Source organism: Novosphingobium sp., from assembly GCF_040079535.1.
Lineage (GTDB): Bacteria > Pseudomonadota > Alphaproteobacteria > Sphingomonadales > Sphingomonadaceae > Novosphingobium.
The window spans coordinates 14,192-34,375 of the sequence record NZ_JBEBKB010000026.1 but is presented as its reverse complement, the minus strand read 5'-3'; the positions used below and the strand labels follow the sequence as shown (position 1 = coordinate 34,375).

Here is a 20,184-nt window from a genome sequence, read left to right as displayed (position 1 = left end):
TCCCGTAGGAGTCTGGGCCGTGTCTCAGTCCCAGTGTGGCTGATCATCCTCTCAGACCAGCTAAGGATCGTCGCCTTGGTGAGCCATTACCCCACCAACAAGCTAATCCTACGCGGGCTCATCCTTTGCCGATAAATCTTTGGTCTTGCGACATCATCCGGTATTAGCAGTCATTTCTAACTGTTATTCCGAAGCAAAGGGCAGATTCCCACGTGTTACGCACCCGTGCGCCACTAACCCCGAAGGGTTCGTTCGACTTGCATGTGTTAGGCATGCCGCCAGCGTTCGTTCTGAGCCAGGATCAAACTCTCAAGTTTGTGTCCAATCTCACAACAGCACAGGCCGAAGCCTGCCATCTGACGTAAAATTAATTCAGGGGTCAATTACCCTGCACATATCTAAACGTATGGTTACGTTAGGACATATGTAATGGTAACGACTATTTTAACTGCCACCCCGAGCCCTGAAGCCCCGGGAGCAGGCGCCGTCGCCCACATGTCCCTTCATCTAAAACCGACAATGTCAAAGAGCCACCAACTTACCACCGAAATGGCAAAACGAAGCGGACAACCAGCGTTCCCCGATCTTGTGATACCGGGGGACTGTTGTCCGTCTATGTTGGCGACCGGGGCGTTTCTGCCGTTTTGAAGCGGCGTTCCCGTCCGGTGAAGGGGCCTCTAAGCCTGCACCTTGATTCGGTCAACAGGGTTTTTGCAATTTTATTTCAATCGGGGTGAACCCCGCAGAATTGCGCGGTTTTCGGGTTGCCTATCTGGCGTGATTTGATGGCATCGTTGCTGATTTCGGTAACTTTTGGCCTGCCCCACCCGGTTTTTGGCTGAGATTTAGCGTGATTCACCTGGATTTCGGCCAGCAAGCCCTGTTCCCGGCGAATACCGAATGTTTACCCTGTCCCGCTAGGAAATCCGGCGACGCACAGTGCGTTGCATAGGCATTTGGCTTCGGGATCCTAACCATACAATGACCACCCCCGCCGTCTCGGTTGCGATGAGCGTCTATAACGGCGAGCGATTCCTTGCGCCCGCGATTGAGAGTGTGCTGGCCCAAACCATGGACCAGTTCGAACTGCTGATCCTTGATGATGGCTCTAAGGATAGCAGCCGCGAGATTGCCGCAGGCTACGCCGCCCGGGATTCGAGGGTGCGGCTGATCGCGCGCGAGAACCGCGGCCTGGTGATCAGCCTGAACCAGCTCCTTACCGAGGCCCGCGCACCACTGGTGGCCCGGATGGATGCTGATGACCTGTGTCTGCCCGAACGGTTCGAGCAGCAGCTGGCCTTTCTTGACGCCAACCCCGATCACGGCGTGTTGGGCACGCGCACCACCGATATCGACGAACACGATCATGCCTTCCCGCTAGACACCGGCGAGCATCCGCTGACCTACGAGGCGTTCCTGCACAACGTCGAATGCGGCGGACCACTGCTGGCGCACCCGACGGTGATGTACCGGCGCGCCGTGGTTCAGGCCGTGGGCGGGTATCATCAGGCCTTCAGGCACTGTGAGGACTATGACCTGTGGCTGCGGCTGGCCAACTCAACCCGCATTGCCAATCTTCCTGAACGACTGCTGCGCTATCGCCACTATGCCGATCAGGTATCATCGCGCCACGCGCTGGAACAGCAGATTGGGGTAGCGGTTTCATCCGTAGCCTATGCCGAACGCAAGGCCGGACGCTGTGATCCGACCGAACACCTAACCGCGCTGCCGCCAATTGACGCGCTGGACGCGTTGTTCGGCCGCACCGGCATTGCCCGCCAGGTTCGCGGACAAGCTGCCCGGGCCTTGATCTATTCCCGTGCTGAGATGCGCGGCGGCGCGTTCGACATGCTGATCGAACACATCGCGGAAGGCGGCGCCAAACTTGATCTGTGGCGCACCGTTGCACGCTTGGCCCGCTTTGGTGAGCCGCGCCGGGCGTTGCGCCTGGCGGCCGCGCTGGCCGGGGTTTGAGCGTGTGAGCATTCGCCGCGCCGCGATCTGGTCGTTTGCATCGCAATACGCCAGTTTCGTGATCCAGTTTGCAACCAGCGTAATCATCTCGCGCTATTATCTGCTTCCGGCTGATGTCGGGCTGTTCTCTATCGCGCTGGCTGCGGCAATGGTGGTGGCAATCTTCCAGGATATGGGGATCAGCCGCTTCGTAACCGGGCAGCCGGAAATGCGCGAAGAGCACCTGCGCGATTATGCCGCAGTGGCAGTCGGCCTGGGCTGGGGTATCGCTGCCCTGGTCGCCGCCGGGGCTGTGCCCCTTGCCCGGTTCTATGGCGAAGCCGGGTTGGCCAAGGTGATGCTGATTATCGCGGGATCCTATGCGCTGTTCCCGTTCTCGATCGTGCCCTCTGCAATGCTGACCCGCGCGCTCGACTTTCGCCGCTTGTTTCAGGCCAATGCCGGCAGCGCGCTGGCAGGTGCCGTCGTGGCCATTGCAACAGCGGCCAATGGCGCCGGACCAGCCGCGCTGGCCTGGGGAATGGTTGCGGCCACCCTGGCCCGGCTGATCCTGGTTATGGCCGCCTATCCGGTGCTTCCACGCCGCCCGGCCAGCCTTGAAATCGTCAAGCCGATGCTGGGGTTTGGTGGCTCTTCGTTTGTAATCAGCCTGTCGGGCGCGGTCGGGATGCGCTGCCAGGATCTGATTGTCGGGCGGATGCTGGGCGTTTCGGCGACCGGCCTGTTTACCCGGGCCAGCGCGCTGGCCGGACAGCTTACGACGCTAATGGTTGGTGCGATCAATTCGGTATTCTATCCCGCTTTCGCCAAAAAGCGCGATGCGGGCGAAGATCTTGCAGCCCCTTACCTGCACCTGATCGCCTGCAATACCGGGATTACCTGGGCCGCCGCAATCGGGCTGGCGCTGGCCGCCGAGCCGGTGGTTCATCTGCTCTATGGCCCAAACTGGGCCGATGTTGCCCCGCTGCTGCGCTGGACCGCGCTGGCTGAGCTATTCTTCGTGGCGATGCCGCTGCAAATGGACGTGCCGATTTTGCTTGGCCGGATCAAACCGCTGGTCTGGATCAACCTGCTGGATACCTTCATCACAGTGGTAATTCTGGTTGTGGCCAGCTTCTGGGGGCTTGAGGCTGCTGCGATTGGCCGAATCCTGACCGGGGCAATCTGGTTGGCAATCTACGCATCCTATATCCCGCGGCTGGTTGGCATCCGATATTCCGCGCTGGGCACGGCATATCTTAAAAGCGCGGCCGTGGCGCTGGCCGCTGGCGCGCCGCTGGCGCTATCGCGCTGGATGAGCGGTGCCGGGGCCGAAATGGGCTTCATTTCACTGCTGGGGCTAAGCCTGGCCGGAGTTTTCTGCTGGCTGGTTGCCTTGCCGCTGGTCCGCCATCCGTTCTGGCAGGAACTGCGCCTGGCGCTATCCCATATGGCCAAACTGCGCACCACCCAGGCTTGAGGATCAGCGCCATGGTGCAATTGGCCAAGCCGTGATAGCATTGCGGCCAGGGAGAATACGCCATGCCGATCAATCCCGCTTTTGCGCCGCTATTGCCGTTTGTGGCCATGGTTCCGGTGCTGACTGCCCAGCAATCCGCGCCGCAGGCCGCCGAAACCGATGTGATCGCAATCCGCACCGACAGCCATGACCGGATGACCGTGCCGGTGCGGATTTCAGAGCAGGGTCCGTTCCGCTTCATGATCGACACTGGATCGCAGAACACGGTTATATCCACCTCGCTGGCCAGCAGACTTTCGCTTGAGCCGCGCAACCGGGCGCGGCTGGTTGGGGTGGCCGGGTTTATGGATGTCGATACCGTTGCGATCGAGCAGATCGATCTGGGGCGGCGCAGCTATTATAGTGTGCGGGCCCCAACGCTGGCTCGCGACGATATCGGGGCCGACGGAATTTTGGGGTTGGACAGCTTGCAGGGCCAGCGCGTGCTGATCGATTTCCGCAAGGGCGTGATCATGGTCAACGATGCCAGGGCGCTGGGCGGCAATCAGGGTTTTGATCTGGTGGTCACCGCGCGACGCAAGTCGGGCCAGTTGATCATGGCCGATGCCAAGATCGATGGGGTGCGGGTCAATGTAGTGATCGATACCGGGGCCGAATATTCGATCGGCAACCGCGCCCTTCAGGACGCCTTGCGCAACCGCAGCCCACAAGGCCAGGCGGTGCTTAAAAGCGTTACCGGCCAGGAAATCACTGCCGATCTGGCGCTGGCAAAATCGCTGGTGATCGACGATATCAATTTCTCCAACGTGATCGTGGCCTATGCCGATGCTCCGCCGTTCGCGATTCTGGGGCTGAGTGAAAAGCCGGCGCTATTTCTGGGGATGCGCGATATGCGTTCGCTCGATCGGATCGCGATCGATTTCTCAACCCGGCGGATCTACTTCGACGTGCCGAACCGGGCTTTCGATAACTGAATAAAGCACAGGCGGACTCGACTGGAGCCGAAAGGTTCCTAAATGGGACCGATGCCTCCTGAAACACCATCCGCATTTCCCGCTGAAAAAATCTCCAGCCCTGAAGGCTGGAATACGCTGCGCCGTTTCCTGCCCTATCTGTGGCCGGCTGACCGCCCGGGCCTGCGGGTACGGATTGTCGCCGCGCTTGGGCTGGTCGTCATCTCCAAGCTGGTTCAACTGTCGATGGCCTGGCTTTATGGCCGCGCAGTTGATCGGATGGTCCCGGGAATGGAACCAGCGGCGGAGATCGCCGTGGCCCTGGTCGCCGCCTATGCCGCCGCGCGGTTTGGCGGGGTACTGTTCGACAATTTGCGCAATGTGGTGTTCGAACGGGTGGGCCAGGATGCCACCCGGCGACTGGCCGAACACGTTTTCATCCATCTCCATTCGCTGTCGCTGCGCTTCCATCTGAACCGGCGCACCGGCGCGGTAACCAAGGTGATCGAGCGCGGCACCAAGAGCATCGATGTGATGCTGTATTTCATGCTGTTCAACATCGCCCCAACCCTGCTTGAGCTGGTGCTGGTCTCGATCTACTTCAAACTGGTGTTTGGCTGGGGAATGGTGGCGGCCACCTGGGTGATGGTGGCGGCCTATATCCTGTTCACCGGACGGGTCACCAACTGGCGCAATGCCTTGCGCGAGAAAATGAACGAGCTGGATACCCAGACCGTCGCCAAATCGGTGGACAGCTTGCTCAACTATGAAACGGTCAAATACTTCAACGCCGAAAAGCGCGAGGCTGCGCGCTATAATGACGTGATCAGCCAATGGGCCGATGCTGCGGTCAAATCGGAAAATTCGCTGGCGCTGCTCAATATCGGCCAATCGCTGATTACCAATCTGATGATGGCCGGCGCGATGGGCTTTGTGGTCTGGGGCTGGTCGGTCGGGCGGTTTTCGACCGGCGATGTGGTGACAATCAACACCCTCTTGGCGCAATTGTTCCGCCCGCTCGACATGTTGGGGATGGTCTATCGCACGATCCGCCAGGGACTGACCGATATGGCCGCGATGTTCAATCTGCTTGATGAAGGGCAGGAGGTGGCCGACGTGCCGGGCGCGCCGGCGCTGGTTATCAAGCGGCCAACGCTGGCATTTGAAAACGTAGTGTTTGGATATGACCGCGATCGGACGATCCTGAACGGATTGTCGTTTGAAGTACCCGCGGGGCACCGCGTTGCGCTGGTTGGCCCATCGGGGGCAGGCAAAAGCACGATCGCCCGGCTGGTCTTCCGCTTTTACGATCCTTGGTCTGGGCGGATTCTGATCGATGGGCAAGACATCCGCGAAGTGACCCAGGCATCTCTGCGCGCCGCAATCGGGATCGTCCCGCAGGATTCGGTGCTGTTCAACGATACGATCGGCTACAACATTGCCTATGGCCGCGATGGCGCCGGGCACGATGAAATGGAGCAAGCCGCCCGCGCTGCTGCGCTGACGGGCCTGATAGCGCGATTGCCAGCCGGCTTTGAAACCGAAGTGGGTGAACGCGGGCTCAAGCTATCAGGCGGGGAAAAGCAGCGTGTGGCGATTGCCCGCACCCTGGTCAAGAACCCTCCGATCCTGCTGCTGGATGAAGCCACCAGCGCGCTGGATACCCGGACCGAGCAAGAAATTCTGGCCACATTGGACGCCGCAGCGCAAGGCCGCACCAGCCTGTCCATCGCACACCGGCTTTCCACAGTGGCTGATGCCGATACAATCCTGGTGCTGAATGAGGGCAGCCTGGCCGAACAGGGCACCCACGCCGAATTGCTACGTGGGCGCGGGCTCTATGCAGAAATGTGGGCCCGCCAGGCCGAAGCGATCGAGGAAGCTGCGGAGGCAGCCGAATAATGCTGCGCGACGTTCTCTTGTTGGCCAGCGGGGGAACGTTGGCGCTGCTGGCGCTATGGTCTTGGCTGCTTTGGCGAGACAATCGCAGCAGTCTGGCAGCCAAAACCGCGATTGCCATGAACCTGGGGATTGCCAGCTATGTTTACCAGACCACAGGCTGGATCGAACAGAACAACCTTCAAGGACTGGTTCTGGGACTGCTGGCCCGCGGCACACCCGCGCTGTTTTGGCTGTTTGCCAGAGTCTGGTTCAACGATCTGACCCGGCTGACCCGCTTCGATCTGACGGTCGTTGCCTTGTACATTGCAAATTCCATGGTGCTGCATTTCACATTCCAGACCATGGATGGGGTGTTTCTGATTTCCGGGGTGCTGTTCCGGATCGGCATGATCGCCTTTGCCGGTGCCGGGCTGTGGGAAGCCTGGCGCGGGCGCGAGGGCGATTTGATCGAGCCCCGACGGCGGCTGCGTTTGGCTCTAATTTGTGTCGTTGGGCTCTATGTTCTGGCAATCGCGGCGGCCGAAATCGCGGTGTTCAATGCCGATGCGCCCTATCTGATCATTTCGCTGATCGGCAGCAGCACCGTGTTGGCCACGCTGGCATTCTGCATCGCGATGTTTGCCGTACGCCGGCCTGACTTGTTTGGCCAAGATCCCATTCGCGGCGATTCTGCGCCCCCGGCACTTCAGGTCGATGATCCACTGGCTGCAAAATTGCTGGCGCTGATGCAGGCTGACAAGCCGCACCGCGACGAGCGCCTGACAATTGCGATGCTGGCCAGCCGGATGGGTGAGCAGGAGTATCGCTTGCGCCGGCTGATCAACCGTCAGCTAGGCCATCGCAATTTCGCGCAGTTCCTCAATTCATATCGCCTTGATGAAGTGAGGCAGGCACTGGCCGATCCGGCGCAACGCGATGTGCCGATCCTGATCATGGCGATCGATGCCGGGTTCGGATCACTCGGCCCGTTCAACCGCGCGTTCAAGGATTGCGAGGGGATCACTCCCAGCGAATACCGGGCAAAGTCACTAACCGATTCCGAAATCGGCTAGCCGCAATCGAAATCGGGAGAGCAGGAATACCGCATTCACAGCATTGAGAAGCCGTTCCGATTCGAAAGGCCCCTTTGCGATGAATACGCCGCCCACCCTGATCCAGATTACCCAGCAGATGGTGCTGGGCAGTTTCGCGTTTGACATGGCCCGCTATCTAGTTGCCGCCTCGCTTGTCGCTGGCGTGGTCTGGCTACTGCGCCGCACCAGCTGGGCCAGCCGCAAGATCCAGCGCCGCGAAGCCAATCGCGCGGATCTTGTGCGCGAGGTACTGGCGGCGGTGCGCACCGTGGTGGTCTATACGGCGATGTCGGTTCCCACCGTCTGGGCGTTTCGCCACGGTTACCTTGCGGAATACCGTGGTGCGCTGAGCCCGCTGGCTTTTGCCGGCTACCTGACCGCAATTCTGCTGGCGCATGATACCTGGTTTTATTGGACCCACCGGGCGATGCACACCAAGCCGCTGTATCGCGCCTTTCACCGCTTTCACCATTTGACCATCACCCCCACCGCCTGGACAGCCTACAGCTTCGCTATTCCCGAAGCCGCAATGATGTTCCTGTTCATGCCGGTATGGTTTTCGCTGGTCGCAACACCGGTGCCGGTGATCTTCACATTTCTGGCAGTGATGATCCTGCGCAATGCGATGGGCCATGCCGGACTGGAACTGCATCCACGCGGCTGGGCCCGCCATCCGCTGCTTCGCTGGATCAGCACCACCACCCACCACGATATGCATCACGGCACCAGCTATAACCACAACTACGGGTTCTATTTTACCTGGTGGGACAAACTGATGGGCACCGAGCATCCAGACTATGTGAAGACATTTGACCGGGTGACGACGGCGGCTCGGGCGGTTGAAAATCTTCCCGCGCCAGCTGCGACCTCGGCCTGAGCAGGGGAAAAGACGATGCGACGCCCATTGTTCATTGCCCGGCAATCGGGCCTTCCGCGCGGGCCCTTGGGACGATTGATCGCCGCAATCATGGTCCGCGAAACCGCCAGCACAAATCGCCAAGCAATTGCCGCGCTGGAAATCCGCCCTGGCGATAGTGCGCTCGATATCGGTTGCGGCAGCGGGCTAAGCGTTGAACTGCTGTTGCGGCTTGTGCCAAAGGGCCGCGTGACTGGGGCCGATCCTTCGCCCGTCATGGCGGCGCGGGCCAAGGCGCGCAATTATCGGGCGATTGCCAGCGGATTGGCCGAAATCGCCACCGCACCGGTCGAACATTTGCCTTTCCCGGATGCTTCGTTTGATGCTGTGATGAGCGTTCACACGCTATACTTCTGGGCAGACCTCGATATCGCCCTGCGCGAAATCGTCCGGGTGCTTCGGCCTGGCGGGAGGCTGGTCCTGGCCTGCAGAACTCCGGCGAACCCGGCGGCAGCTGCCAGTTTCCCGGCCGAAATCTATACCTTGCGCGGACTGAGCGAGATTGAAGAGGCATTGCGCGATGCCGGTTTGCAGATCACCGCCAGCACAGCAGACGAGCCAGGTGGCGAGCCTGCCCTAATCCGGGCGCACAAACCCTAGGTCATGAACTCACATCCGCCTGATGCCAGACCACAGCCTGTGCCACCTTCAGGCACAGATGCCCCTCATCCCACGACATCGCGGGCGAGCCATACAGCCGCCAGCCCTGTTCCAGCGCTTCGGACACGCGTTCGCAAAATTCGCGATCGTCCCTGCCGGTCAGCAGACGATAGACCGGGCGACCTTCGGGGGTATCTAAGACCATGGCTATTGGTTCCGCAGGGTTGGGCTATCGAGGTTCAGATCGGACGCCTTGATCACCACAACATCGCCGCGCACTGCGCGCAGGGCATCGATGAACGCCGATGCATCGCCGACGATCAGCACGGTTGCCGAACCCGGCAGAACATAGTGCGCCGCCGCCGCATTTACCGCCGCTGGTGAGACCCCGGCCAGCCGATCAGCAAACAGGAATGCCTCGCTGGGCAAGAGCCCTTGCAAGATCAGCCCACCGATCACACCGGAAAATCCTGAACTGGTTTCCAGCGCCCGCTGGGTTCCACCGGTCAGGAATAGCCGCCGTTTCTGCAGGGCATCTGCGCTGATCGGCTCAGTGCCCAGCCGCGTGAACTGATCGAGCATCACCTTGACAACTTCAGCGGCGCTTTCGTTCTTGGTCTGGGCACTGGCGATCAACAGCCCGGCTTCTGCCCGTGAAGCGAAGCTGCTGTAAGCCCCATAGCTAAGCCCTCGCTTGGTCCGCACTTCCTCAAACAAACGCCCGTTGGATCCAGCGCCCAACACCGAATTGGCCAGTTGTAATGCGTAAAAGTCCGGTTCTGACCGCCCCACCCCGCGCGTGGCGACATAGACTGCAGCCTGCCCGGCCCCCGGCAGATCAATCACCACTGTGCGCGGTGCAGGCGCTGGACCAGCCCGGCTAACCCGCATGGCAGGCGGAGGCGGCGCGGCATTCCATTTGCCAAACAGCCGCTCAGCCAGCGCGGTTCCTGCGGCCGGATCAATCCCGCCGCTGACCAGAATTTTGACCGAATGGGGGCTCCATTGCTGCTGCCGCTGCGCAGCAAGATCAGCCCGGGTCAAGCGGCCCAGCGAAGCAATCGTCCCTTGCCCCTGCATGCCATAGGGCGCCGAACCATAGAGCAGCGGCTGCAACGCCATCGCCCCCAGCGCACCCGGATCCTTGTAGGACGCTTGCAAGCCATCCAGGGCGCGCTTGCGTTCTCGTTCGAATGAAGCTTCCGGATAGTTCGCGTTCTGGATCATGTCGGCCAGCACTTCGGCAGCTGGGGCCAGATTGGCGGTGGGCGCCGATACCGAGAGCAAGGTACCATCAGCCGTGACGCTGGTTGAAAGCTCTGCACCCAGACTTTCAAACCGGGCCGCAATCTGCTCAGCGCTGCGGCTGGGAGTGCCCTCACCCGCCAGCCCGGCCACCATGTTTGCCAGCCCGGCCAAGCCCTGCGGATCGGTTGAGCTGCCGCCCGGAAATAGCACCGTAAAGGTAGCTACCGGGATCAGGCCGGTACGCGCTGAGACCACCGCAATCCCGTTGCTCAACTTGCTTTGGGTCATCTGCGGCGCACGAATTGCCGGCTTTGCGCCCGGTGCCGGCGGGGCCTGGCGGCTTGCCTCATCGCGCAGCACGCGCGGGCTGCCAGTGGCTGGATCAACCGAGCCGAAGACTGGCATCTTGAACGGATTGGCATAGGACGCCGGATTATCCACCCCAGCGCCATAGCGAAGCTCAAGCCGGGTCTGCGGACTGAAATAGGCCTTGGCCACCCGCAACACATCAGCCGCCGTTACCCGCGCCAGTGCCGCCAGCCGCCGATCAGCAGCGCGCGGATCGCCGGTAATCGCCAATTCCTCACCCAGTTCAAATGCCCGCCCTTGCGCGGTTTCACGGGCGCGCAGCGAATCCGATATCAGTTCGTTCTTGGCCTCAGCCAATTCAGCAGAGGTAACCGGCACAGCGCGAACCTTCTTCACCTCGCCATCCAGCAACCCGGCCACTTCATCCTGCGATTGGCCCTGCCCGATCACCGCCAACAGCACCGCAGAGCCGCCCTCGCGCGAGAAATTGAACTGCGGACTGGCGCTGACCGCCTTGCCGCTGCGGACCAGAACCTGGTTGAACCGGCTGTTATCACCCCGTCCGAGGATCGCATCCAGCACTTCCAGCGCGGGCCGATCGGACGAAAGCGCGCCGGGCAACTTCCACTGAAACGCCACGACTGGCAGCGGAACATTGGGCGCGGTCATATCCACCCGGCGCGGAGCGGTTCGGGGCGGTTCCAGTGTGGCGATTTCCAGCGGCACCGGCTTGGCCCGTGCGGGAATGGCACCAAACATGCGCTGGACATATTGCTTGAGCTGGGCCGGATCAAAATTGCCAGAGACGATCATGGTTGCCGTATCGGGGCCATAAAAGGCCTGATGAAAGGCGCGGGCATCGTCCAGCTTGGCTGCATCAAGTTGTGCGATCGAACCAATTGTTGAGCGGCGCTGCGGCAGCAGATCAAACCCGTTTTCAACCAGGGCCAGCCGCATCCGGCCATATGACGGGGCCATGATCCGCTGGCGATATTCTTCCTTCACGATCGAGCGCTCGCGTTCAAACACTTCGGCATCGACCACCGGGCGGGCCATCCGTTCGGCATGGGTCCACAGCAGGGTTTCAAGGTACTGGGCCGGAACGATCTCGTAATAGTTGGTACGATCATCGCTGGTACTGGCATTGCGCACCCCGCCTACGTCCTCGGTCAGGCGGTTGATCATATTGTAAGGCATATTCTCGGTCTTGCGGCTGAGGATATGTTCAAACAGGTGGGCAAAGCCCGAGCGGCCTTCGGGATCGTGCTTCGACCCCACGGCGTACCACACCGAAACCATCACATTGGCCGTGCTTTTGTCAGGAATCGCGATGACCTTAAGGCCATTGGGCAGGCGCCATTCAGTAAAGGCAATCGGCGGTGCCTTTAGCGCCGGGGCATGCGCCGCAGCAGCCGCATCGGCGCGGAACTGCATGATCCCCGGCATTGCCAGACTAAGTGCGACAACGGCAGCGCCAGTCAGAAAGCCAATTCGGATCATCATCGTATCTCCCCAATTGGCCAAAGTGTAACACCTTGATGGGGCAGATCAATCACTGCGCCGCACCGCTCGACGAACCGTCAACCTGCACCGATTGCGGGGCTGAATCTGGCTTGGTCTAGTCTTCCGGCATGCCTGGATAGCGTGCAAACACTGGCAGCTCATGCGCAGTTTCCATCCAGCCGATCCGTTCAGCCACCTGAATCTGCGCGCCGGCTGGCAAGGCCTGAGGATTGTCGAGCGTGGCCGACTGTATATCGACAATGCCCGGCAAGAACTCCTCGTTGCGATAGACAATCCCGGTGCCGCATTTCGGGCAGAAACTGCGCAGTGTGGTCCCGGATGAGTTGTAGGTGCTTAGATCACCCTGCTCGAGCGCAAACTCACTCTCAGCAAAAGCCGCCCAGCTCACCATTGGAGCGCCTGAGCTCTTGCGGCAATCGGCGCAATGGCACAACGCCACATGCTGCGGCTCACCCTCGACTGAATAGCGCACTGCGCCGCAGTGGCATCCACCGGTCAGCTTCATCGCAGATCTCCTTAGAATCGGGTTGGGAACAATACACGAACAAAGTCGATTTACAAGATGTACTTCGAAAGGTCGGTATCCTTGGCCAGGCTCGCCAGCCGGTCGCTGACATAATCAGCGTCGATCGTAACCGTCTCACCGCCGCGATCCTCGGCTTCGAAACTCAGCTCTTCAAGCAGCTTTTCCATCACGGTCTGAAGCCGCCGCGCACCGATATTCTCAACCGCTTCGTTAACCTGCGCAGCAATCCGGGCAACTGCGCGGATCGCTTCGGGGGTGAAATCAACCGTGACCTTTTCGGTGCCCAGCAGCGCCTGATACTGCTGCACCAGGTTGGCTCTGGTTTCCGACAGGATCCGCACAAAATCATCTTCGTTAAGCGCTTTGAGCTCAACCCGGATCGGCAGCCGGCCCTGCAGCTCGGGCAGCATATCGCTGGGCTTGGCGACATGAAACGCGCCCGATGCAATGAACAGCACGTGGTCGGTCTTCATCGGGCCGTATTTTGTCGCCACAGTGGTGCCTTCGATCAAAGGCAGCAGATCGCGCTGTACGCCTTCACGGCTGACCGATCCGCCACGCACATCAGAAACCGCGATCTTGTCAATCTCATCGAGAAAAACGATCCCGTTGGTTTCGGCATTGGCCAGCGCAACCCGGGCGACATCATCCTGGTCCATCCGTTTTTCGGCTTCTTCATCAACCAGCTTGGTCCAGGCATCGGGAACCTTCAGTTTGCGCTTTTTAAGGCTTTGTTTGCCCATCGCCTTGCCCATCATTTCCGACAGGTTGATCATCCCGATTCCGCCTGGCATTCCAGGGATGTCCATTGCGCCACCCGGGCTGTCCTCAACCTCGATCTCAACCTCGGTATCGTCCATCGCGCGTTCGCGGATCCGCTGGCGAAAACTTTCACGGGTAGCTTCTGAAGCTCCATCGCCAACCAGCGCCTTAAGCAGCCGGTCCATCGCGCCCTTTTCAGCCGCATCGCGCACGGCTTCGCGGCGGCGGTCTTTTTCAAGCCGGATCGCTTCTTCAACCAGATCGCGCGCAATCTGTTCAACATCGCGGCCAACATAGCCAACCTCGGTGAACTTGGTCGCTTCTACCTTGACGAAGGGTGCTTCGGCCAATTTGGCCAAGCGCCGCGAAATTTCGGTTTTGCCGCAGCCGGTCGGCCCGATCATAAGGATATTCTTGGGGCTCACCTCATCGCGCAGTTCGGGGCTAAGCCGCTGGCGACGCCAACGATTGCGCAGCGCCACGGCCACCGCGCGTTTGGCCTCTGCCTGGCCAACGATGTGTTCATCCAACGCCTTTACGATGGCTTTGGGGGTAAGGTTATCGATCATCGGGTTATATCACTTCCACGGTGACACGGTCGTTGGTGAAGACGCAGACATCGGCTGCCACCGCCATCGCGCGGCGGGCGATCGTTTCTGCATCCTGTTCGTAATCGGTCAGCGCCTTGGCGGCCGATAGCGCATAATTTCCGCCTGATCCGATTGCGGCGATGCCTTCTTCGGGTTCCAGCACATCGCCATTGCCAGTCAGGATCAGCAGCACGTCCTTATCGGCCACAATCATCAGCGCTTCCAGATTGCGCAGATATTTGTCGGTGCGCCAGTCCTTGGCCAGTTCAACCGCCGCGCGCAGCAGTTGGCCGCGGTTGGCCTCAAGCTTTTTTTCAAGCCGCTCGAACAGGGTAAAGGCATCGGCCGTGGCCCCGGCGAACCCGGCGATCACGCTGCCATCGCCCAAGCGCCGGACTTTTCTGGCATTGGGCTTCATCACGGTATTGCCCATGGAAACCTGGCCATCGCCAGCAATCACGGTCTTGCCGTTCTTCTTGACGCCGATGATGGTTGTGCCGTGCCACTGGATCAAGCCATGGCTGCTGTTGGAATGGTTCATGCCTGAGGATATATGTGCGATCCGTCAGGCTTCAATCCTAATTTCCGCCTTGGCCGCCCGGTGCGCCGCCGGCACCAACCTGGCCGATATTGCCAAACAGGTCTTCCAGGAAGGTCCGTTCGCGGCCTAGCGTGGGTGTTTTCGAGCCATCGGGATTAATCCGCGCAACCCGTTCAACCCCGCTGCGTTCAACCGAAACGACATTGCCCTTGTCATCAAACATCACCTTTACCATCAGGTGTTCGCTAGCCTCTGGCCTGCTGAACGCCGATTGTCGGGTGTTGGTGGAAACATAATACCAATCCTGCCGGCCGAACTGGCTGATAAAGCTTGGGCGGCCCAGCATCCGTTCAACCGAAACGCGGTTGTCGATCCCCGGCATGACCGAATCGAGCAAAGCCCCATCAACCAGATAACCACGGTGGTCCTTGATTGATGCACAGGCAGAAAGGGCCAGCGAAGCGGCGGCCACAAGCAGGATGTTTCGCATAAGGCGCATTTTCGTTTCGTCGCTCCGTCGGCCAGACCGGGCATTGCCGGGGGCCGTGATGTGATCTATCGCGCGCAGCCTTAGGCCGCCTTGGCCCGCCGCGCAACATGCGCGAGTTGGGCCGGGCGGGTTTAACTGCAACTGAATGGAACACCATGGGCCTGCTTGATCGCCTGCTTGGCCGCAACAAGGATGACAACGGCCTGACCCCGCTGTGGCACCGCGTGGTGGAAATTGCCCGCGAGCCGCAATGGTATGCGCGCGGCGGCATTGCCGATACCGTACCTGGGCGGTTTGATTGCATCACGATGGTGCTTTCGCTGGTGCTGGTGCGGATGGAGCAGGAAGAAAGCCTGCGCCACCGCACGGCCCGGCTGACCGAGCGGTTCGTGGCCGATATGGACGGACAGCTGCGCCAGAACGGCATCGGTGATCTGGTGGTGGGCAAACACATGGGCAAGCTGGTTTCAGCACTGGGCGGAAGGCTTGATGCCTATCGCGCTGCGCTGACACAGCCAGATGATGCCGCGCTGGTTGAAGCGGTTGAACGCAATGTCAGTCTGACCGGTGGCGGCGATGGCCGCGCCGTTGCCGGCGAAATGCGCCTGCTGGCGGCGGCCCTTGTCGCAACCCCCGAGGCCGAACTGCTGGCCGGGAATATCACACGATGAGCGAATTTGAACGGATCGTCGATGCCGCCCGCCTGCCGGTTGGCGCCCAGATATTTGATGCCACCACCAAGGAATGCGCTGCATTGGCCCAGCGGTTTGGCCTGGCTGCGGTGCACAGCCTGACGGCTACGGTTTCGCTGGCTGCCGATGGCCCGGTGGTGCGCGTGACCGGCACCGTCAAAGCCAGTGCAGTCCAAAGCTGCGCCATTTCGGGCGACGATCTGCCGGTGCAGATCTGTGAGCCGGTAGCGCTGCGGTTTGTCCCGCAATACTCCGCCGCGCCAAACGCCGACGAAGTGGAGTTATCGGCCGAAGAACTTGACGAGATCGAGATGGATGGCACCCGCTTCGATCTGGGTGAGGCGCTGGCGCAGACCATGGCGCTGGGGATCGATCCCTATGCCGAGGGGCCCGGCGCTGAAGAAGCCCGGCGCAAGGCCGGACTGCTTGATCCAAGCCAGGCCGGGCCGCTGGCTGGGCTGAGGGATTTGTTCAAAAAGTAGTGATCAGAACGGAATATCGTCGTCCAGATCGTCGGCGAAACCACCGCCGCCGCCAGCACCGGTTGGGGCATTGTTCCAGCCGCCGCCCTGGCCGGCATCGCCGCCGCCCGAGCGCTGTCCGCCGCCATAATTGCCGCCGCCACCGCCTTGGCCGCCGCCCTGACCACCGCCGGGCGCGCCATCAAGCATGGTCAGCACACCGCCCATGCCGCCCACCGATACTTCGGTGCTGTAGCGATCGTTGCCCGATTGATCCTGCCACTTGCGGGTGCGAAGCTGGCCTTCGATATAAACCTTGCTGCCCTTGCGCAGATAGCGTTCGGCCACGCCCACCAGCCCATCCGAATTGAGCACCACAGTGTGCCATTCGGTGCGTTCCTTCTTTTCGCCGGTGTTCTTGTCTTTCCAGTTTTCCGACGTTGCGATGCGCAGGTTTGCGATCCGTCCGCCATTCTGGAACGATTTCACTTCCGGATCGGCGCCCAGGTTGCCGATGAGAATGACCTTGTTAACGCTGCCTGCCATCGAATCGAATCCCTTGGAAATTTGCTTGGCCGTGGCCTAGCGCTTTGCCGGGCCGGGTGCCAGATTGCCAAGGCCGATTTCCCCACAGGTGTAGACCGGGCTAATTCAGACCTAGCCAGATGGCACCCCAATAGGTCAGCCCGGCGAACAGATAGGCCAGCGCAAACAGATAACCCAGCATGAAGGCCGGCCATTTCCAGCCATTGGTCTCTCGCCGGGTAACCGCGATCGTGCTCATGCATTGCGGCGCGAAGACGAACCACGCCAGAAATGCCAGGGCGGTCGGCAAAGACCAGCTGGCTTTCAGCCGGTCTCCCAATTGCTGGGCCTGCTGTTCTTCATCATTGGCCCCGACCGCATAAGATGTGGCAAGCGAGCTGACGGCCACTTCACGCGCCGCCATCGCCGGGATCAGCGAAAGCGCGATATCGCGGTTGAACCCGATCGGTTCGACCACCACCGCCAGCCCATTCGCAATATGCCCGGCAATCGAAGCATCGATCTGGTCTTCCCCCGGTGCGGCCCGCGGAAAATTCAGCAGCAGCCACAGCACCACAGTGACCATGAAGATGATCGTGCCCGCCCGGCGCAAAAATATCCATGCGCGCTGCCACAATCCGATCAGCAGGTCTTTGGGATGCGGCAGCTGATATTTGGGCAGTTCCATGATGAAACCGCTGGCCGCGCCTTTGGTTACGGTGCCGCGCAGCACCAGCGCGACCAGCATCGCCGAAACGATTCCGAACAGATAGAGCCCCAGCAAAACCAGCCCCTGCAAGCCAATTGGACCCAGCACCTTCCGGCTTGGAATGAACGCCGCGATAATTACCGCATAGACCGGCAGCCGTGCCGAACAGGTCATCAACGGGGCAACCAGGATCGTGGTCAGCCGGTCTTTGGGATCGGTAATGCTGCGGGTTGCCATGATCCCCGGGATTGCGCAGGCAAAGCTTGATAGCAGCGGTATGAAGCTGCGCCCTGAAAGTCCAACCCCGGCCATCAGCCGATCCATCAGGAAGGCCGCGCGGGCCATGTATCCTGATGCTTCCATCGCCAGGATGAAGAAGAACAGGATCACAATCTGCGGCAGGAACACAACCACCGAACCCACGCCCGAAAGGATCCCGTCGGTCAGCAGATCGCGCGGCAGCCCGCCGGGCAGGTTTGATCTGGCCAACTGGGTCAGCCAGCCAACGCCCGCTTCCAGCGCATCGGCAAACGGCGTGGCCCATGAGAATACCGCCTGAAACACCACGAACAGAAGCGCGAACAGGATGATCGGCCCCAACCAGGGGTGCAGAAGCACCTGATCCAGCCGGGCATGCAACCGGTGGCGGCGCGTTTCGGAAACAATTGCCGCTTCGGCAATGGCATGCGCGGTGACGCGCCGTTCGGTGAGCGAGGTGTGCGGCCGGTGATGTTCAGCCGAACGCACTTCGGCGGCGGCAATCGCCGCGGCCAGCTGCTCTAACCCGCGACGCCGCACGGCAACCGTTGGGATCACCGGAACACCCAGCGCATTTTCCAGCGCCGCAGGATCAAGCACCAGCCCATCGCGGCCAGCCAGATCAAGCATATTGAGCGCGATTACGCAGGGCCGGCCCAGCGCAATCACTTCCAGCGCAAAGACCAGATGCTGTTCAAGATTGGAAGCATCCAGCACCACTACCAGCACGTCGGGCGCGGCCTCACCCGGAAACTCACCCATGATGACCTTGCGGGTCACTTCTTCATCAGGGCTGGTGGCATTAAGACCGTATGAGCCGGGCAGATCGGTCAATTCGATCGCCCCGCCGCCGGGCAACATCAATCGCCCGGCCTTGCGCTCTACGGTAACGCCGGGATAGTTGGCGATCTTCTGGCGCGCCCCGGTAAGCGCGTTGAACAGCGCGCTTTTGCCGGCGTTGGGATTACCAACCAGGGCTGCGCTCTGAAAGCTCACACCGCCTCCACTTCGATGGCCTGGGCATGGACCCGGCGCACCGCCACGGTCATCCGCCCGATCGCCAGCGCAATCGGATCGCGCGTTCCAAAAATCCCGCGATGATCGACGCTGATCCGGGCCCCGCTGTCTATTCCAAGAGCCTGGAGCCGCTGCGCCTCTTCATCAACCAACCGCGCCCAATCGACCGCAACAATGCGCGCGGCCTGGCCAATAGGAAGCTGATCGAGTGTCATGCAAATGCCGCTGCCATAGCCAGCGGCCTATTGCAAGTCATTCGCAATAATCTTGATCTGGGTCAAATTTGCGGAGATTCCAGGTTCCTTTCCATTTTCGCCGAATGGCACAAATGGGGCGGACCTTTCTTATCGCGCCGGATACCTTAGCCGCCCCAGCAACCGGGCCGGGCTGAAACGCTCTACATCCGTGCTCAGTAGCCGTGCCTTGGCTTTTTCAAACTTCATGATGCCGTCAATCCGGCGCTCCAGAAAGGCTTTCGTATCGGCATGGTCCTCGCTTGTATCGTCAACATAGACCGCCAGCGTGGCAAGATAGATCGAACCCAGCGTCATCCGCTTGGTATAATGGTTGTAATCAGTTGCGGTATCACCGGCCTGGCGCCACATCGTATCGGCGCTGCGCCAGCCAAATTTCAGCGCCTGGCCCAGGTTCTGCGGCATCGCCATGATCGCCTGGGCGCGGCGCAAGGCTTCCTTGTGGGGCTCCATCGCGGCCAGCCGGGCCAGCACCTGCGCGCCGATCCGCCCCCGCACTTTCATCGCCGCCAGCTTGTCTGCTGGAAGCGCGGCGATCATCTGCGCGTCAACCCAGCCGATCCAGGCATCGATCATCGCCATCGCCCCGCCCGAAAAGGCATAGGCTGCTGCATCAGCATCTATCCCGGCCGCCCCGGCCGCTTCGCGCACGGCCGTATCGCTCCACCCGTCAAAAGCCGCCGCCGCGGCAATCTGCGGTGCCAGCGCCAGGCGCAATTGATCGAGGCTGCCAGCCTCCATCTTACTTGGGCCCAAACACTTGCGGGCCCTGGCCGGGCTTTGGCTTGGGCTTGGCATTGGCGTCAATCTCTCCCAGCAAGGTGTCGCTTTTGGGATCGAGCCGGGCATAGTCACGCGCACTGCGGCCTGAATTGTCGGTCCGATCGGGATCGGCTCCGGCCTTCAACAGGATCCTGATCAGGCCAATGTTGCGGTTGTGCATTGCGGTGATCAGCGGGGTTTCCCCGGTAGAGCTTGGCTCATCCACCTTGGCGCCGCTTTCAACCAACAGCTCCGCCCCCTCAACCCAGTTGAGGTTGCAGGCCACCACCAATGCGGTCTGGCCTTTGAAATTGCGGGCATTCACATTGGCGCCCTTGGCAATCAGAAACTCCATCCAGGTCAGATCGCGGCGCGCGGTTACGATGTGCAGCGCCGTATCACCGCTGGTTTGATCCTTGGTGTTGATCAGGTTGGGGCCGCCATTGTCGAGCAGCTCGGTAACCTTGTCGCCTTCCTTTTTGCGGACCGAATCGAGAAATTTGTAGCTATCGGAAAACTGGGCCTGCGCGGGCGCTGGCAGCACCGCTAGCACAGCAATGGGCGCAATCAGCGCTAGTGACAGCTGACGAAAGTGCGACACGGTAAGAATTCCTCCTGTTTGCGCGAGAATCGCCTCGG

General features: G+C 60.7%; 20 protein-coding genes and 1 rRNA gene. 9 read left to right on the top strand and 12 right to left on the bottom strand.

Features of this window, described 5'->3' with window-relative positions:
* A 16S ribosomal RNA gene (locus ABL914_RS09525) occupies window positions 1-317 on the bottom strand; the annotation flags it as partial.
* Window positions 318-981: 664 nt separating this feature from the next.
* Between ABL914_RS09525 and ABL914_RS09520 the strand changes: the two genes are divergently transcribed.
* The 7 genes from ABL914_RS09520 (at window position 982) to ABL914_RS09490 (ending at window position 8,877) form a co-directional block, all read left to right on the top strand.
* Complete coding sequence (locus ABL914_RS09520) at window positions 982-1,974, top strand: glycosyltransferase family 2 protein (RefSeq protein ID WP_391562946.1); 993 nt, start codon at window positions 982-984, stop codon at window positions 1,972-1,974.
* A 4-nt stretch (window positions 1,975-1,978) separates the two neighbouring features.
* A complete protein-coding gene (locus ABL914_RS09515; protein WP_391562945.1) occupies window positions 1,979-3,433 on the top strand; it encodes an oligosaccharide flippase family protein in 1,455 nt (484 codons plus the stop codon).
* 62 nt (window positions 3,434-3,495) lie between these two features.
* Window positions 3,496-4,407: a retroviral-like aspartic protease family protein gene (locus ABL914_RS09510; protein WP_391562944.1), complete on the top strand. Its 912-nt coding sequence runs from the start codon at window positions 3,496-3,498 to the stop codon at window positions 4,405-4,407.
* Window positions 4,408-4,458: 51 nt separating this feature from the next.
* On the top strand, window positions 4,459-6,288 hold the full coding sequence (locus tag ABL914_RS09505) for an ABCB family ABC transporter ATP-binding protein/permease (RefSeq protein ID WP_391562947.1): 1,830 nt from the start codon (window positions 4,459-4,461) through the stop codon (window positions 6,286-6,288).
* On the top strand, window positions 6,288-7,340 hold the full coding sequence (locus tag ABL914_RS09500; protein WP_391562943.1) for a helix-turn-helix domain-containing protein: 1,053 nt from the start codon (window positions 6,288-6,290) through the stop codon (window positions 7,338-7,340). Before ABL914_RS09505 ends, ABL914_RS09500 begins: the two co-directional genes overlap by 1 nt.
* Before the next feature lie 79 nt (window positions 7,341-7,419).
* Window positions 7,420-8,238, top strand: coding sequence for a sterol desaturase family protein (locus tag ABL914_RS09495; RefSeq protein ID WP_391562942.1), 819 nt, complete (start codon window positions 7,420-7,422; stop codon window positions 8,236-8,238).
* Between the two features lie 15 nt (window positions 8,239-8,253).
* Window positions 8,254-8,877 carry a class I SAM-dependent methyltransferase gene (locus ABL914_RS09490; protein WP_391562941.1) on the top strand — a complete coding sequence of 208 codons (624 nt, stop codon included), beginning with the start codon at window positions 8,254-8,256 and terminating at the stop codon, window positions 8,875-8,877.
* A gap of 1 nt (window position 8,878) precedes the next feature.
* Here ABL914_RS09490 and ABL914_RS09485 read toward each other — a convergent pair whose 3' ends face one another.
* From ABL914_RS09485 to ABL914_RS09460, 6 genes are all read right to left on the bottom strand, one after another.
* Window positions 8,879-9,082 carry a DUF1737 domain-containing protein gene (locus ABL914_RS09485; protein WP_391562940.1) on the bottom strand — a complete coding sequence of 68 codons (204 nt, stop codon included), beginning with the start codon at window positions 9,080-9,082 and terminating at the stop codon, window positions 8,879-8,881.
* Window positions 9,083-9,084: 2 nt separating this feature from the next.
* Entirely contained in the window at window positions 9,085-11,937 is a 2,853-nt protein-coding gene (locus ABL914_RS09480) for a M16 family metallopeptidase (RefSeq protein WP_391562939.1), read from the bottom strand.
* Between the two features lie 115 nt (window positions 11,938-12,052).
* Complete coding sequence (locus tag ABL914_RS09475; protein WP_391562938.1) at window positions 12,053-12,463, bottom strand: GFA family protein; 411 nt, start codon at window positions 12,461-12,463, stop codon at window positions 12,053-12,055.
* A 50-nt stretch (window positions 12,464-12,513) separates the two neighbouring features.
* Window positions 12,514-13,815 (bottom strand): ATP-dependent protease ATPase subunit HslU, encoded by a 1,302-nt coding sequence (hslU, locus tag ABL914_RS09470; RefSeq protein WP_391562937.1) that lies wholly within the window; start codon window positions 13,813-13,815, stop codon window positions 12,514-12,516.
* A gap of 4 nt (window positions 13,816-13,819) precedes the next feature.
* Window positions 13,820-14,377 (bottom strand): ATP-dependent protease subunit HslV, encoded by a 558-nt coding sequence (gene hslV / locus ABL914_RS09465; RefSeq protein WP_391562936.1) that lies wholly within the window; start codon window positions 14,375-14,377, stop codon window positions 13,820-13,822.
* Between the two features lie 37 nt (window positions 14,378-14,414).
* A complete protein-coding gene (locus tag ABL914_RS09460; RefSeq protein ID WP_391562935.1) occupies window positions 14,415-14,876 on the bottom strand; it encodes an outer membrane protein assembly factor BamE in 462 nt (153 codons plus the stop codon).
* 146 nt (window positions 14,877-15,022) lie between these two features.
* On the opposite strand from ABL914_RS09460, the gene ABL914_RS09455 reads away from it, so the two are divergent.
* Together ABL914_RS09455 and ABL914_RS09450 are read left to right on the top strand one after the other, a co-directional pair.
* Window positions 15,023-15,538: a ubiquinol-cytochrome C chaperone family protein gene (locus tag ABL914_RS09455; protein ID WP_391562934.1), complete on the top strand. Its 516-nt coding sequence runs from the start codon at window positions 15,023-15,025 to the stop codon at window positions 15,536-15,538.
* Window positions 15,535-16,041, top strand: coding sequence for a YceD family protein (locus ABL914_RS09450; RefSeq protein ID WP_391562933.1), 507 nt, complete (start codon window positions 15,535-15,537; stop codon window positions 16,039-16,041). Before ABL914_RS09455 ends, ABL914_RS09450 begins: the two co-directional genes overlap by 4 nt.
* 3 nt (window positions 16,042-16,044) lie before the next feature.
* On the opposite strand, the gene ssb is transcribed toward ABL914_RS09450, so the two are convergent.
* The 5 genes from ssb to ABL914_RS09425 all read right to left on the bottom strand — a co-directional run bounded on the left by ssb (window position 16,045) and on the right by ABL914_RS09425 (window position 20,146).
* The gene (ssb, locus tag ABL914_RS09445) at window positions 16,045-16,566 is read right to left on the bottom strand and encodes a single-stranded DNA-binding protein (RefSeq protein WP_391562932.1); all 522 of its coding nucleotides are present in this window, start codon (window positions 16,564-16,566) and stop codon (window positions 16,045-16,047) included.
* Window positions 16,567-16,666: 100 nt separating this feature from the next.
* Window positions 16,667-18,508: a ferrous iron transporter B gene (locus ABL914_RS09440; RefSeq protein WP_391562931.1), complete on the bottom strand. Its 1,842-nt coding sequence runs from the start codon at window positions 18,506-18,508 to the stop codon at window positions 16,667-16,669.
* Window positions 18,505-18,744, bottom strand: coding sequence for a ferrous iron transport protein A (locus ABL914_RS09435; RefSeq protein ID WP_391562930.1), 240 nt, complete (start codon window positions 18,742-18,744; stop codon window positions 18,505-18,507). Before ABL914_RS09435 ends, ABL914_RS09440 begins: the two co-directional genes overlap by 4 nt.
* Window positions 18,745-18,873: 129 nt before the next feature.
* Window positions 18,874-19,524 carry a COQ9 family protein gene (locus ABL914_RS09430; protein ID WP_391562929.1) on the bottom strand — a complete coding sequence of 217 codons (651 nt, stop codon included), beginning with the start codon at window positions 19,522-19,524 and terminating at the stop codon, window positions 18,874-18,876.
* A 1-nt stretch (window position 19,525) separates the two neighbouring features.
* A complete protein-coding gene (locus tag ABL914_RS09425) occupies window positions 19,526-20,146 on the bottom strand; it encodes an ankyrin repeat domain-containing protein (protein WP_391562928.1) in 621 nt (206 codons plus the stop codon).
* Window positions 20,147-20,184 lie beyond the last annotated feature (38 nt).

Coding starts and splice junctions, on each gene's coding strand:
- ABL914_RS09480 (WP_391562939.1), bottom strand. CDS start 11,937: ATGATGATCCGAATTGGCTTTCTGACTGGCGCTGCCGTTGTCGCACTT.
- ABL914_RS09460 (WP_391562935.1), bottom strand. CDS start 14,876: ATGCGCCTTATGCGAAACATCCTGCTTGTGGCCGCCGCTTCGCTGGCC.
- hslV (WP_391562936.1), bottom strand. CDS start 14,377: ATGAACCATTCCAACAGCAGCCATGGCTTGATCCAGTGGCACGGCACA.
- ABL914_RS09510 (WP_391562944.1), top strand. CDS start 3,496: ATGCCGATCAATCCCGCTTTTGCGCCGCTATTGCCGTTTGTGGCCATG.
- ABL914_RS09435 (WP_391562930.1), bottom strand. CDS start 18,744: ATGACACTCGATCAGCTTCCTATTGGCCAGGCCGCGCGCATTGTTGCG.
- ABL914_RS09455 (WP_391562934.1), top strand. CDS start 15,023: ATGGGCCTGCTTGATCGCCTGCTTGGCCGCAACAAGGATGACAACGGC.
- ABL914_RS09495 (WP_391562942.1), top strand. CDS start 7,420: ATGAATACGCCGCCCACCCTGATCCAGATTACCCAGCAGATGGTGCTG.
- ABL914_RS09475 (WP_391562938.1), bottom strand. CDS start 12,463: ATGAAGCTGACCGGTGGATGCCACTGCGGCGCAGTGCGCTATTCAGTC.
- ABL914_RS09500 (WP_391562943.1), top strand. CDS start 6,288: ATGCTGCGCGACGTTCTCTTGTTGGCCAGCGGGGGAACGTTGGCGCTG.
- ABL914_RS09520 (WP_391562946.1), top strand. CDS start 982: ATGACCACCCCCGCCGTCTCGGTTGCGATGAGCGTCTATAACGGCGAG.
- ABL914_RS09430 (WP_391562929.1), bottom strand. CDS start 19,524: ATGGAGGCTGGCAGCCTCGATCAATTGCGCCTGGCGCTGGCACCGCAG.
- ABL914_RS09490 (WP_391562941.1), top strand. CDS start 8,254: ATGCGACGCCCATTGTTCATTGCCCGGCAATCGGGCCTTCCGCGCGGG.
- hslU (WP_391562937.1), bottom strand. CDS start 13,815: ATGATCGATAACCTTACCCCCAAAGCCATCGTAAAGGCGTTGGATGAA.
- ssb (WP_391562932.1), bottom strand. CDS start 16,566: ATGGCAGGCAGCGTTAACAAGGTCATTCTCATCGGCAACCTGGGCGCC.
- ABL914_RS09505 (WP_391562947.1), top strand. CDS start 4,459: ATGCCTCCTGAAACACCATCCGCATTTCCCGCTGAAAAAATCTCCAGC.
- ABL914_RS09485 (WP_391562940.1), bottom strand. CDS start 9,082: ATGGTCTTAGATACCCCCGAAGGTCGCCCGGTCTATCGTCTGCTGACC.
- ABL914_RS09450 (WP_391562933.1), top strand. CDS start 15,535: ATGAGCGAATTTGAACGGATCGTCGATGCCGCCCGCCTGCCGGTTGGC.